The organism is Shinella sumterensis (assembly GCF_004514425.2).
GTDB lineage: Bacteria > Pseudomonadota > Alphaproteobacteria > Rhizobiales > Rhizobiaceae > Shinella > Shinella sumterensis.
The window spans coordinates 95,890-108,051 of record NZ_MYFN02000002.1; the positions used below are offsets into that span (position 1 = coordinate 95,890).

The 12,162-nt window shown below is 64.0% G+C and carries 10 protein-coding genes; 1 reads left to right on the forward strand and 9 read right to left on the reverse strand.

Annotated elements, in window-relative coordinates:
* Positions 1–95 precede the first annotated feature (95 nt).
* From B5M41_RS04300 to B5M41_RS04325, 6 genes are all read right to left on the reverse strand, one after another.
* Positions 96–875, reverse strand: a complete 780-nt coding sequence (locus B5M41_RS04300; protein ID WP_134646111.1) for a 3-ketoacyl-ACP reductase — start codon at positions 873–875, stop codon at positions 96–98.
* Entirely contained in the window at positions 872–2,380 is a 1,509-nt protein-coding gene (locus B5M41_RS04305) for a GMC oxidoreductase (protein WP_134646109.1), read from the reverse strand. Before B5M41_RS04305 ends, B5M41_RS04300 begins: the two co-directional genes overlap by 4 nt.
* An 8-nt stretch (positions 2,381–2,388) precedes the next feature.
* A complete protein-coding gene (locus tag B5M41_RS04310) occupies positions 2,389–3,504 on the reverse strand; it encodes an ABC transporter ATP-binding protein (protein WP_134646107.1) in 1,116 nt (371 codons plus the stop codon).
* 3 nt (positions 3,505–3,507) lie between these two features.
* Positions 3,508–4,389 (reverse strand): carbohydrate ABC transporter permease, encoded by an 882-nt coding sequence (locus B5M41_RS04315; protein WP_134646105.1) that lies wholly within the window; start codon positions 4,387–4,389, stop codon positions 3,508–3,510.
* A complete protein-coding gene (locus B5M41_RS04320; RefSeq protein ID WP_134646103.1) occupies positions 4,386–5,267 on the reverse strand; it encodes a carbohydrate ABC transporter permease in 882 nt (293 codons plus the stop codon). The genes B5M41_RS04315 and B5M41_RS04320 overlap by 4 nt, the downstream gene beginning before the upstream one ends.
* Positions 5,268–5,573: 306 nt before the next feature.
* Positions 5,574–6,785 (reverse strand): ABC transporter substrate-binding protein, encoded by a 1,212-nt coding sequence (locus tag B5M41_RS04325; protein ID WP_230640009.1) that lies wholly within the window; start codon positions 6,783–6,785, stop codon positions 5,574–5,576.
* Between the two features lie 367 nt (positions 6,786–7,152).
* Here B5M41_RS04325 and B5M41_RS04330 point away from each other — a divergent pair, with 367 nt between their 5' ends.
* Positions 7,153–8,205, forward strand: a complete 1,053-nt coding sequence (locus tag B5M41_RS04330; RefSeq protein ID WP_269139606.1) for a LacI family transcriptional regulator — start codon at positions 7,153–7,155, stop codon at positions 8,203–8,205.
* A gap of 47 nt (positions 8,206–8,252) precedes the next feature.
* On the opposite strand, the gene B5M41_RS04335 is transcribed toward B5M41_RS04330, so the two are convergent.
* The 3 genes from B5M41_RS04335 to B5M41_RS04345 are packed head-to-tail and all read right to left on the reverse strand — an operon-like array spanning position 8,253 to position 12,143.
* The gene (locus B5M41_RS04335) at positions 8,253–9,758 is read right to left on the reverse strand and encodes an aldehyde dehydrogenase family protein (RefSeq protein ID WP_134646099.1); all 1,506 of its coding nucleotides are present in this window, start codon (positions 9,756–9,758) and stop codon (positions 8,253–8,255) included.
* A complete protein-coding gene (locus tag B5M41_RS04340) occupies positions 9,758–10,537 on the reverse strand; it encodes an enoyl-CoA hydratase/isomerase family protein (protein WP_134646097.1) in 780 nt (259 codons plus the stop codon). The genes B5M41_RS04335 and B5M41_RS04340 overlap by 1 nt, the downstream gene beginning before the upstream one ends.
* The gene (locus B5M41_RS04345) at positions 10,530–12,143 is read right to left on the reverse strand and encodes an acyl CoA:acetate/3-ketoacid CoA transferase (RefSeq protein WP_134646095.1); all 1,614 of its coding nucleotides are present in this window, start codon (positions 12,141–12,143) and stop codon (positions 10,530–10,532) included. Before B5M41_RS04345 ends, B5M41_RS04340 begins: the two co-directional genes overlap by 8 nt.
* Positions 12,144–12,162 lie beyond the last annotated feature (19 nt).

Here is a 12,162-nt window from a genome sequence, read left to right on the forward strand (position 1 = left end):
CAAATTCCGCAGCATCGTGTCGCGTTGGCCGGTGCCTTGCCTTGATCCCTTCTCCCCGAGGGGAGAAGGGACGTGTCTCGACCACCTTCCGCATCTCAAAGCCGGCCGATCGACAGCCCGCCGTCGAGATTGATCACCGAGCCGGTGGCGAAGGCGAATTTGCCGGATGCCAGCGCTGCTGCCGCGGAGCCGATATCGTCGGGTTCGCCCCAGCGCTTCATCGGCACGAGGCCGCCTTCGATGAGCGCGTCGTATTTGGCGGAGACGCCTGATGTCATCTCGGAGCGGATGATGCCGGGGCGGATTTCGAAGACCGAAATGCCGGTATCCGCCAGCCGCAGCGCCAGCCCCTGGCTGAAGGCGGCGAGGCCTGCCTTGGTCATGCAATAGTCGAGCCGTTCGGGAGAGGTCAGGCCGGCCGAGACGGAGGTGATGTTGATGATCGAACGCGGTCCGGTGGCCCGTTTGGAGCCTAGCATCGTCTTCAGCACGGCCTGCGTGAAGAAGACGGTGCCGCGCAGGTTGGTCGAGACGATCGTGTCGAAATGATCCGGGGAAAGATCGAGGAAATCGCCGCGCACGACGGAGGCGATGCCGGCATTGTTGACGAGGCAGGCAATCGCGCCGAGCCGGTCTTCAATGGCAGCGACAGTCGCCGCATGGCCGGAGAGATCGGCAAGATCGCCCTTGAGATAGATCGCGCGGGCGCCAAGCCGGGCGAGGCCGGCGATCACGTTGTCCGTCGTCGCATCGCCATCGCCGATGCCCGTTATGGCAATGTCGAAGCCTTCGGATGCCAGGGCCTGCGCGATGCCGAGGCCGATGCCGCGGCGGCCGCCGGTGACGATGGCGACGGGACGGTCCGGGGTCGTCATGCGGCCAGATCCCTCGATTGGATGTGATCGGCGACACGCAGGGCCTGTGCGGCGACCGTCAGCGCCGGGTTTACTGCCGCCGAGGTCGGCAGGTAGGAGGCATCCACCACAAAGAGGTTCGGATGGTCGTGGGCGCGGCACCAGATATCGAGAGGGGCCGTCGCCGGGTCATTTCCGATGCGCACCGTGCCACACTGATGTGAGGGCGTGCGCTTGTCGAAGGCGCGGGCGAGCACGATGGGGAAGCCGGCCTGCTTCAGCGCGGTCTTCAGTTTGGTCACAAGGTCGAGATGGGCCTGCCAGTTGGTCCGCGTCCATTTCATGACGATCTTCTCGCCATCGACCGTGATGCGGCTTTCGGGATGCGGCAGATCCTCGCTCATCGCGTAGAAATCGATGGCCCGGGTGGCGACCTGCTCCAGCAGCCATTCCGGCGCGGAGGGCAGGTTGGCTTTCAGGATTTTGCCCGACACGCGGCCGAGGAGCTGGACATTGCCGAGCGGCGGGCCGCCGTTGCCGTCCGAAAGGTAATAGTCGTTGAAGCCGAAGCTCTTCTGATAGACGGAGGTGTTTCGATAGAACGGAGAAACGCCGATCACGGCGCTGGAATTGTGGTTCATGAAGTTGCGGCCGACCTGGTCGGAGCTGTTGGCAAGCCCCTTCGGGAAGGCCTCCGAGGCCGAGCGCAGCAGCAGCACTGCGGATTGTACCGCGCCGGCCGACAGGATCACCAGTTTCGGCGAAATGCTCTCCGCCTGATCGCCGTGCATGTAATGCACCGTCGAGATGGTGCGGCCATGCGGGGCGGTGGCAAGCCGCGTCACCCGGGAGTTGGTGCGCAGCTCGACATTGGGATATTTCAGCGCCTCGGCCAGCGCCGTGCTCTCGGCATCCATCTTGCCGTCGTTGCAGTTGGGGTGTGCATCCCAAGGCGTCTTCGCCTTGGCGAGCCAGCGGTCGATATCGACACCGAGCGGCAGCGAATAGGGATGAAGGCCGTTCGCCTTCATTCTTGCGCGGACTTTCGCGATGGCCGGCTCGTCCGGCACGGGCGGAAAGGGATAGGGCGCGGAATGGGGCGGCTCCGTCGGGTCTTCGCCCAACGCGCCGCGCACATTGTAGAGTTTTTCCGCGGCGGAATACCACGGCTCCAGCTCGTCATACGGGAATGGCCATGCCGGAGAAACGCCGTCGCGATGGCGCATCTCCTCGAAATCCTCGCGGCGGTAGCGCACCAGGACCGCGCCGTAGAATTTCGAGTTGCCGCCGACATTATAATAGTTGCCGGGATTGAAGGCGGTGCCGTCGGCCTCGTACCACATCTCCTTCGGCCGGAAATGGCCGCGCTGGAAGATCGCACGCTGGTCGCGGTTCTCCGGGCGATCGGGCAGATGGTCGCCCGCCTCCAGAATGACGATCCTGGCGCCCGTCGGGGCCAGGGCGGCGGCCATGGTGGAGCCGCCGATGCCCGATCCGATGATGACGATGTCCGGCTGCGTGGTCATGGTTTTTCTCAGGCGATGCGAAGCTGACTGGCGGGATCGAAGAACACGGCCTTGTCGAGGTTGAAGGCAAGGCGCGCCGTCTGGCCGGCGGCGATGCGCACGTCGGCGCGAAGCCGCGCGACGATCTCCTTGCCGCCGAGATGGGTGACGGCGAAGGTGTCGGCGCCCGCAGGCTCCACCACCTCGATCAGGCAATCGCCTTCGCCGACGGTACGGGCGTTGCGGTCCGCACCGTCAGGGTCGGTCAGCGCCTCGGGACGGATGCCGAAGATCACGTCCTTGCCCTTGTAGGCGGCAAGTCCGCCCGGTGCATTCGGCACCGACAATACCAGCGGCTCGGCCTGGTGGCGGGCGAGCGACACGGCCATCCCGGAGCCGTTCTGTTCGATGCGCGCCGAGAGGAGATTCATCGCGGGCGAGCCCATGAAGTCGGCGACGAAGGTGTTGGCCGGATTGTTGTAGATCTCGGCCGGCGAACCGAACTGCTGCAACACACCGTCCTTCAGGACGGCGATCTTGGTGGCGAGCGTCATCGCCTCGATCTGGTCGTGCGTCACGTAGACGATGGTGGTCTTCATGCGATGGTGCAGGCGTTTGATTTCCGTGCGCATGTCGACGCGCAGCTTGGCGTCGAGGTTGGACAGCGGCTCGTCGAACAGGAAGAGTTTGGGATCGCGTACCAGCGCCCGGCCCATGGCGACGCGCTGGCGCTGGCCGCCGGAAAGCTGGCCGGGCTTGCGGTCGAGCAGATGGCCGATCTGCAGCATGTCGGCGACCTGTTTGATGGCCTTGTCGCGCTTCTCCTTCGGCACGCCGCGGATTTCCATGCCGAAGGCGATGTTTCCGCCCACCGTCATGTTCGGATAAAGCGCGTAGGACTGGAACACCATGGCGATGTCGCGCTTGGAGGGATGCAGGCCCGCTACCGAGCGGCCATCGATGGCGATGTCGCCGGAGGTGATGGGTTCGAGCCCGGCGATGGTGTTGAGCAGCGTGGACTTGCCGCAGCCGGAGGGCCCGACGAGCACGAGGAAGCCACCCTGCTCGATCTCCAGATTGATGTCCTTGAGGATTTCCAGCGCACCATAGGACTTGCGCAGATTGCTGATTTTCAGGAATGACATGGGCTATCCTTTCACGGCGCCGGACATCAGGCCGCGCACGAAATAGCGTCCGGAGACGACATAGACGATCAGAGTGGGCAATGCGGCGAGGATCGCGCCCGCGAAATGCACGTTGTATTCCTTAACACCCGTCGAGGACTGGACGAGGTTGTTGAGCGCCACCGTCATCGGCGTGGTGTTTGCGCCCGAGAAGGAAGCGCCGAACAGGAAGTCGTTCCAGATGTTGGTGAATTGCCAGATGACGGAGACGACGATGATCGGGCCGGAGGACGGCAGCAGGATGCGGTAGAAGATCTGGAAGAAGCTCGCCCCATCGATCTGCGCCGCGCGCACCAGTTCGGTCGGGAAGTTCTCATAATAGTTGCGGAAATAGAGCGTCGTGAAGCCGATGCCGTAGATGATGTGTACGAAGGTCAGGCCCCAGATCGATCCGGCGAGGCCAAGCATGCCGAGAATGCGCGCCATCGGAATGAGCACGATCTGGAAGGGGATGAAGCAGGATAGAAGCAGCAGGCCGAAGAAGACGTTCGAGCCTTTAAACTGCCATTTGGTGAGCACGTAGCCGTTCAACGCGCCGATGATCGTGGAGATCGCCACGGCCGGCACGACCATCAGGATCGAATTGATGAAGAAGGGACGCAGGCCCGTCGGCTGCACGCCGATCTGCGCCGTCGACCAGGCGGAAATCCACGGCTCGATGGTCCATTGCTGCGGCAGGTTCAGCATGCCGCCCTGGCGGATTTCCTCCAGCGGCTTCAGCGAGTTCACCAGCATCACATAGAGCGGCAGCAGGTAGTAGACGGCAAACAGGATGAGGGCGGAGTAGATCAGCGCGCGCGTCAGCCTGTTGTGCGAGATGACGTTATCAGGGCTGGAGACGCTCATCGGCCTTTGCCTCCGCGGATTTCGGAATAGAGGTAGGGGATGATGATCGAGAAGATCATGACCAGCATGATGATCGCCGACGAGGCGCCGATGCCCATCTGGTTGCGGGTGAAGGTGTAGGAATACATGAATGTCGCCGGCAGTTCGGTCGCCTGGCCGGGGCCCCCGCCGGTGAGCGCCACGACGAGGTCGTAGGCCTTGATGGCGAGGTGGGCGAGCACGACGAAGGCGGACAGGAAGACCGGACGCATCAGGGGAATGATGATGCGGCGGTAGATGGTGGCGGTGGAGGCGCCGTCGATCTGCGCGGCCTTGATGATCTCGTTGTCGACGCCACGCAGGCCGGCGAGGAACATGGCCATCACGAAGCCGGAGGATTGCCAGACGGCGGCGATGACGACGCAATAGATCGCGTAGTTGCGGTCCTTGATCCAGGTGAAGGCGAAGCTTTCCCAGCCCCAGAGATGCATGGTGTTCTCAAGCCCGATGCCGGGATCGAGGAACCACTTCCAGGCGGTGCCGGTCACGATGAAGGAAAGCGCCATCGGATAGAGGTAGATCGGCCGCAGGATGCCTTCGGCGCGGATCTTCTGGTCGAGCAGGATGGCGAGCGCCAGCCCCAGCACCGAGCAGATGACGATGTAGAGCGAGGCGAAGATCGCGAGATTGGAAACCGCCCGCCACCAGTGCGGCAGGGCCCAGAGTTTGTAATAGTTGCTCAGTCCCACGAAATTGTAGGACGGCAACATCCTGCTGTCCGTCAGCGACAGGAAGCCCGTATAGGCGATGAAGCCGTAGACGAAGACGAGCACGATGAGGAAACTGGGTGCCAGCACGAGCTTCGGCAGAAGCTCTTGCAGCCGGCTTCGGCTATCCATGGTCGATACCACCGTTGTTGTTCGCGTGTCGGCGGCGGGGCTAGGCATATGGGGCACTACGTTGCCGTTTCCCCTTCTCCCCGTGGGGAGAAGGTGGCCCGAAAGGTCGGATGAGGGGGCTTGCGCGACAGCTGACGCCAGCGCCACCCCCTCATCCCGCTGCCGCGACCTTCTCCCCGTCGGGGAGAAGGAGCAAGACGCGTTCCCTCAATTCCTATGCGATAATCCTGCCACTGCGATAAGAAAACGACCCTTCTGATTTCCTCTCCCCGTTTGGCGGGGAGAGGCAAGGTGAGGGCTAGCCCCTTACTTCGCGGCCTCGACGGCGGACTTCAGTTCCTCGACGGCTTCCTCGGAGGAAAGCTCGCCGTTGAACTGGCGGGTCACGACGTCGTAGATCGCGTTCTTGACGGAAGCCGGATTGGCGTGGCCGTGGGCCATGGAGCCGTAGAGCGTGCCGTTGGCGTTCGCTTCCGCCAGATCCTTGATGGCCTTCTTGCCGCAGGCGTCGAAGGCTTCGTCCGAGACATCGGTACGGGCCGGTGCGGAACCCTTGACCACGTTGAAGGCCGACTGGAAGGTCGGGCTTTCGATGGCCGAGGCCATGACGAGCTGGGCCGGAACCTTGTCAGCCGCGACCTTGAACATCGCGAACTGGTCGGAGTTGAAGGTGACAGAGCCCTGCGTGCCCGGATAGCGCATGCAGACGAAATCCTCGCCGGGCTTCTTGCCGGCCTTGATGAATTCGCCCTTGGCCCAGTCACCCATGAACTGAACGCCGGCCTTGCCTTCGATGACCATGGCGGATGCCAGGTTCCAGTCGCGGCCCGAGAAGTTGTCGTCCACGTAGGAGCGCAGCTTCGTCATGCGGTCGAAGGCTTCCTTCATCTGGGCGCTGCCCAGCGTTTCCGGATCGAGATCGATGAAGGCCTTCTTGTAGAAGTCGTTGCCGAAGGAGAGCACGACCGCGTCGAAGATCGTCGCGTCCTGCCACGGCTGACCGCCATGGGCGACCGGCGTGATGCCCTGTTCCTTGAACTTGTCGAGCAGGGCGACGAGTTCGTCCCAGTTCGTCGGCTCCTTGCCGCCGGCCTTGTCGAGGGCCGCCTTGTTGATCCACATCCAGTTGGTGGAGTGAACGTTGACGGGTGCGGCGATCCAGTGGCCGTCGTACTTGGAGAACTGCTGCAGAGCCGTCGGGATGACCTTGTCCCAGCCTTCCTTGTTGGCGACCTCATCCAGATTGCCGAGAGCGCCTTCCTTGGCCCAGTCGAGGATGTCGAAGCCGAGCATCTGCACGGCGGTCGGCGCATTGCCGGCCGTGACGCGGGCGCGCAGCACGGTCATGGCTTCCGTACCGCCGCCGCCGGCAACCGGCATGTCGGTCCAGGTGATGCCCTTGGATTCGAGGTCCTTCTTGAGGACTTCGAGCGCTGCGGCTTCGCCGCCCGAGGTCCACCAGTGCAGCACTTCCACATTCTCGGCGGCGCGAGCGGCGGTGCCGCCCAGGCCCATCATGACCGCGGCGATCGCGGTGGTCGTCACAAACTTGCGCATCGTTTTCCTCCCGGTTGCAAGTTCAAGGGCGAGAACCTCCTCCCGCCGATGTCCCCGACGCATGCGGCGTCGGAATTGTCTCTCTGGCTCAATGCCGGTGTAATTTAAAACGTTGTAAATTTCCGAAGTCAAGACGCTGTGGCTTAGCGTCCGGTCACGATTTCAGAAGGCCTGTCATTCGGGATGGCAGCCCATTTTTAGGGCGGGGCCAAACATTGTGCACTGCATTGCAAACGTTATAAATTCCTGTGCGCTGCAAGATTGCAGAGCTTCGGGCGCCTCGATATGGTGCGGGCGATTGATCGTCCCCAGCCGAAGAATTGCAGCCGTGTCTCCAACCGAAAAGTCCGCCGTCCGAGAAGCCGTTTCGAATGTCTCCCGGGCGGGCAAGCCGACGCTGAAAACCATTGCCGAGATGACGGGCCTTGCCATCACGACGGTCTCTCGGGCGCTCGGCAATGCGCCGCAGATTTCGGAGAGCACGCGCCGCCGCGTTCATGCGGTCGCTGCCGAAATCGGCTACCTGCCGGATCGCGCCGCCCAGCGTCTCAAGACCGGCCGTACCAACGTCATCTCCGTGCTGCTCGACCCGCACGAGGAAATCCTCGGCTTCGGCACCTCGATCATGCATGGGCTTGCGCGCGCTTTGCAGGCGACGTCCTACCACCTTATCGTCACGCCGAACTTTCTCGACGGCAGCAATGTCGATGCCGTCAACTACATCATCCGCAACGGCATGGCCGACGGCCTGATCTTTTCGCGCACCGAGCCTTTCGATCCACGCGTGCGGCTGCTTCTGGAAAACGGCTTTCCCTTCGTGACCCATGGGCGCACGGAATTCTCCACGCCGCATGCCTTCGTCGACTACGACAACTTCGCCTTCGCCTATGAAGCGACCAAGCGGCTGATCGCCAAGGGACGGCGCAAGGTCACGATCATCCTGCCGCCCCGGCGGCTGACGTTCCACCAGTATATGCTGCACGGCTTCATGACCGCCGTGCGCGAGGCGGGAGTCGCTTACGAGATCCCCGAGACGCTCGATCTCGACAGCCCCGCCGACATGATCCGCGACCACGTGCGCCGCCGCAGCGCCGAGCCCGACCCGCCGGACGGTTATACCTGTCCCGGCGAGGTCTCCGCGCTCGCGACCATTACCGGCATGAGCGACAATGGCCTCACGCTCTGCGCGGAATACGATATCGTCGCCAAGCAGACGTCGCGCCTGCTCAGCCAGATCCAGCCGAAGGTCGAGACCATCTACGAAGACCTGCCGGCTGCCGGCGAAGCGATGGGGAGGCTGCTCTTGCGCCGCATTGCCGGCGAGAACGCCGAAGACCTGACCATGCTGCTGGGACCGCAATTCGGCTTCCCGACGCCCTGAGCGGGCGGCGCGGCCGGTCCCATTCCTGGTTGTCGGGGCCATCCGGTTCATCGCGGCATCCACCAGCCGGTGCGTGCGCCGATATGCATGTTGAGCGTCTTGGTTTCCGTGTAGTCCTCCACCGCATGACGGCCGAGTTCGCGGCCGAGGCCCGATTGGCGGTAGCCGCCGAAGGGCAGTTCGGACGCACCGTCCATGAAGGTGTTCATCCAGACCGTGCCGGCGCGCACCTTGCGGCCGATGGTCAGGCAGGTGTCGAAATCGCGGCTCCAGACGCCGGCGGACAGGCCGTAGTCGATGGCGTTTGCAATGCGGATCGCCTCTTCCGTCGTGTCGAATGTCAGCACCGACAGGACCGGTCCGAAAACCTCTTCGCGGGCGACGGCCATATCGGGCTTGACGCCGGAGAGGATCGTCGGCGCCATGAACTGGCCGAGACCGAGATCGAGCGCGCCGCCACCGAGTGCGACCGAGGCGCCGGCCTTCGACGCGCTGTCGACATAGGCGCCGATCTTGTCGAGATGCTGCGGCGTGATGATCGCGCCGACCTGGGTCGTGGGATCGAGCGGATCGCCGACCTTGACCTTCTTCGCGAGTTCCGCGATGCGCGCCGTCACGTCATGCGCGATGGACGCGTGCAGGATCAGCCGCGAGCCGGCATTGCAGCATTCGCCGGCATTGAAATAGGCGCCGAAGACGGCGGCGTCGACGAAGGCGTCGAGATCGGCATCCGGGAAGACGATCTGCGGGTTCTTGCCGCCGAGTTCCAGCGAGACCTTCTTGAGCGTCTGCGCTGCATTGGCCATGGTGAGACGGCCGACACCGGTGGAGCCGGTGAAGGAAACCATGTCGACATCGGGATGCGTCGTCATCACGCTGCCTACCTCCGGGCCGGTGCCGGTGACGATGTTGACGACGCCGGCGGGCACGCCGGCCTCGATGAGGATTTCGCCGAGAACCAGCGTGGAGCCGGAGGTCATCTCCGAAGGCTTCACGACCGTCGTGCAGCCTGCCGCCAGCGCAAAAGGTAACTTCTGGCTTACGATCAGGAAGGGGAAGTTCCACGGCGTGATGATCGAGACGACGCCGATGGCCTCGCGCAGCACGACGCCGAGCGTGCCATCGCCGAGCGTGTTGTAGCTTTCGCCGTGCAGGTCGCGGGCGAGGGCCGCGGCATAGCGCCAGATATCCACGGCGCCGCCCAGCTCGGCCTTGGCCTGGCTGATCGGCTTGCCGCTTTCGATCGTGTCGAGAAACGCCAGTTCGTCCGCGCGTGCGGCGATGAGGTCTGCGGCCTTGAGTAAGATGTTGGAGCGCTCCGCCCCGGTCATGTTGGGCCATGGGCCGTTGTCGAAGGCTCTCCGCGCGGCGGCTATCGCGCGCTCGGCATCGGCCTTCGTGCCGGCCGGATAGCGGCTGACGACGACGCCATGACCGGGCGCGACGCGCTCGATTGCGCTGCCAGCACCTTGCGTCCACGCCCCGTCGATCAGCATGCGGAAATCGCGTGCCTTGAAGTTCTCCAGCGCCTTCGGCTTCACATGCGCGGTCATCACCATTCTCCCTTGAAATCTGCGGGGCGCTTGCCCGTGAAGGCGGCGACACCCTCCTTGAGGTCCCCGGTCTTGGCGACGAGGATGGAGCCGAGCGCTTCCACCGCCGCGCCGTTATCCTCACCATTCGCCACGGAAATCATCAGCTTGGAAATTTCCGTCGCGGCCGGCCCGCGTGCAGCGATGCGGGCTGCATAGGCCCGGGCCGCGTCAACGGCCGTGCCCGTTTCGACGACTTGATCGACGATGCCGAGCGCCAGGGCCTCCGCTGCCGTCAGCACCTCGCCGCCCAGCAACATGCGCCGCACGGCTTGTGCGCCGAAGCGCTTGACCAGCCGTTGTGTGCCGGACCAGCCGGGCACCATGCCGAGACCGGCCTCCGGCAGGCCGATCTTCACCTGTGTTTCGGCGATGCGGATATCGGCGACGGCCGCCAGTTCCAGCCCGCCGCCCAGCGCGTGTCCGTTGACCGCGGCGATCAGCGGCATGCGCAGCGTCGCCAGCCGTTCGAAGACCCGGTGGCCGAAGCGCACCCAGGCGTGGCCGAACTCATTGGCCTCCATGCCAGCCCAGGCGCGGATGTCCCCACCGGCGGAGAACGCCTTGCCCTCGCCGGTGAGGATCGCGACGCGCACGGCGGCGTTGGCTTCGACGTCGTCGCAGGCGGCGGAAAGTTCCTTCAGCATGTCGATGTCGAAGGCATTCGCCTTTTCCGGCCGCGCGACGGTCATGATCGCAACGGCGCCCTCGACGCTCACCCTGATGCGCGGCTCAGCCATGGTTGTCCCTCGCCAGTGTGCGCGGGGCCTTCTGCGGCAGCGTCAGGCCGATCGGCGCATCCGTGAAGAGCGCGGCGTCCATCACCTTCATATCCGGCGAGACGATGAGATCGAATTCCGACTGGTCGAGGATATGGGCCTGGAGATCGACGCCGGGCGCGATTTCGGTCAGCACGATGCCTGCGGGCGTCAGCTTCAGCACGCAGCGCTCGGTGACATAGGTGATGTCCTGACCCTGCGCGACGCCGCGCGGGCCCGAGAAGGTGACATGCTCGACGGCATCGACCAGCTTCTTGAGCTTGCCTTCCTTCTCGATGACGAGCTTGCCGTTCTCGATGGCGAGCTTCGCGCCGGCATTGAACATGCCGGAAAAGACGATCTTCTTCGCCCGCGCCGTGATGTCCACGAAGCCGCCGGCGCCGGCCGTCACATGCGGCCGGAAGGAAAGCTTCGAGACATTGACCGAGCCATCCTTGCCGATCTCCAGGAAGGACAGCAGCGACGCATCGAAGCCCGCGCCCTGGAAATAGGTGAACTGGTAGGGAGAGGGCATGAAGGCATCGGCGTTCGAGGCGCAGCCGAAGGCGAAGTCGAGCAGCGGCACGCCGCCAACGGCACCCTGTTCGATCACCCAGGTCACCGCGCCGTGCAGACCCTCTTCCAGCAGGATGCGGGGCACGTTGGCGGAAATGCCGAAGCCGAGATTGACGGCGCTGCCCGCCTCGAGCTCCTGCGCGACACGACGGGCGATGACCTTCTGGATGTTGAATTCAGGCACGCGGAATGTGTCCAGCGGCCGGAAGATCTCGCCTGAAATGGCGGGATCGTAGAGCGTCTGCGTCGTCTGTTTCTGGTCCGGATCGACGACGATATAGTCGACCAGCACGCCGGGGACGCGCACGTCGTGCGGCTTGAGCGCGCCATCCTTGGTGATGCGCTTGACCTGCGCGATGACGATGCCGCCATTGTTGCGGGCGGCCAGCGCCTGGTCGAGCCCGCCGAGATAGGCGCCCTCATGTTCATAGGTCAGGTTGCCGCGCTCGTCGGCCGTCGTGGCGCGGATGATCGCCACCTGCGGTGCTATGGCCTTGAAATAAAGCCATTCCTCGCCGGCAAAGGTGATCTTCTCCACCACCGGTTCCTGCGACGCCGCGGCATTCATGGCGCAGCCTTCGCGGGTGGGATCGACGAAGGTTTCGAGGCCGACCTTGGTGATGACGCCGGGCCGCTTGGCGGCGGCCTCGCGATGCATGTCGAAGAGAATCCCCGAGGGGATATTGTAGGCGGGAATCTCGTTGCCGGTGATCATCTGCCAGATCAGAGGCGGCTCGGACGAGGAGGGGCCGGAGGGATAGGAGCCGCCGATGATCTTCTTCAGGAGGCCCTTCCGGGCGATATGGTCGACACCCTTGATGCCGCTCATGTCGCCGGCTGCGATCGGGTGCAGCGTGGTGATGTTCCTGGGGTGGCCGGTCTCTTCGAAACGCGCGCCGATCGCCTGCAACATGAGGTCCGGGCAGCCGAGGCCCGACGACGAGGAGACCGAAACGACGGCTTCGTCGGGAATGAGGTCTGCGGCCTCGCGCGGTGTGATGTGCTTGCCCATTGTCCGTTCCGAATTTCGT

Bases quoted from the DNA above. Each gene is read 5' to 3' on its own strand.
- B5M41_RS04300 (WP_134646111.1), bottom strand. From the start codon at position 875: ATGACGACCCCGGACCGTCCCGTCGCCATCGTCACCGGCGGCCGCCGC.
- B5M41_RS04305 (WP_134646109.1), bottom strand. From the start codon at position 2,380: ATGACCACGCAGCCGGACATCGTCATCATCGGATCGGGCATCGGCGGC.
- B5M41_RS04310 (WP_134646107.1), bottom strand. From the start codon at position 3,504: ATGTCATTCCTGAAAATCAGCAATCTGCGCAAGTCCTATGGTGCGCTG.
- B5M41_RS04315 (WP_134646105.1), bottom strand. From the start codon at position 4,389: ATGAGCGTCTCCAGCCCTGATAACGTCATCTCGCACAACAGGCTGACG.
- B5M41_RS04320 (WP_134646103.1), bottom strand. From the start codon at position 5,267: ATGGATAGCCGAAGCCGGCTGCAAGAGCTTCTGCCGAAGCTCGTGCTG.
- B5M41_RS04325 (WP_230640009.1), bottom strand. From the start codon at position 6,785: ATGATGGGCCTGGGCGGCACCGCCGCTCGCGCCGCCGAGAATGTGGAA.
- B5M41_RS04335 (WP_134646099.1), bottom strand. From the start codon at position 9,758: ATGACCGCGCATGTGAAGCCGAAGGCGCTGGAGAACTTCAAGGCACGC.
- B5M41_RS04340 (WP_134646097.1), bottom strand. From the start codon at position 10,537: ATGGCTGAGCCGCGCATCAGGGTGAGCGTCGAGGGCGCCGTTGCGATC.
- B5M41_RS04345 (WP_134646095.1), bottom strand. From the start codon at position 12,143: ATGGGCAAGCACATCACACCGCGCGAGGCCGCAGACCTCATTCCCGAC.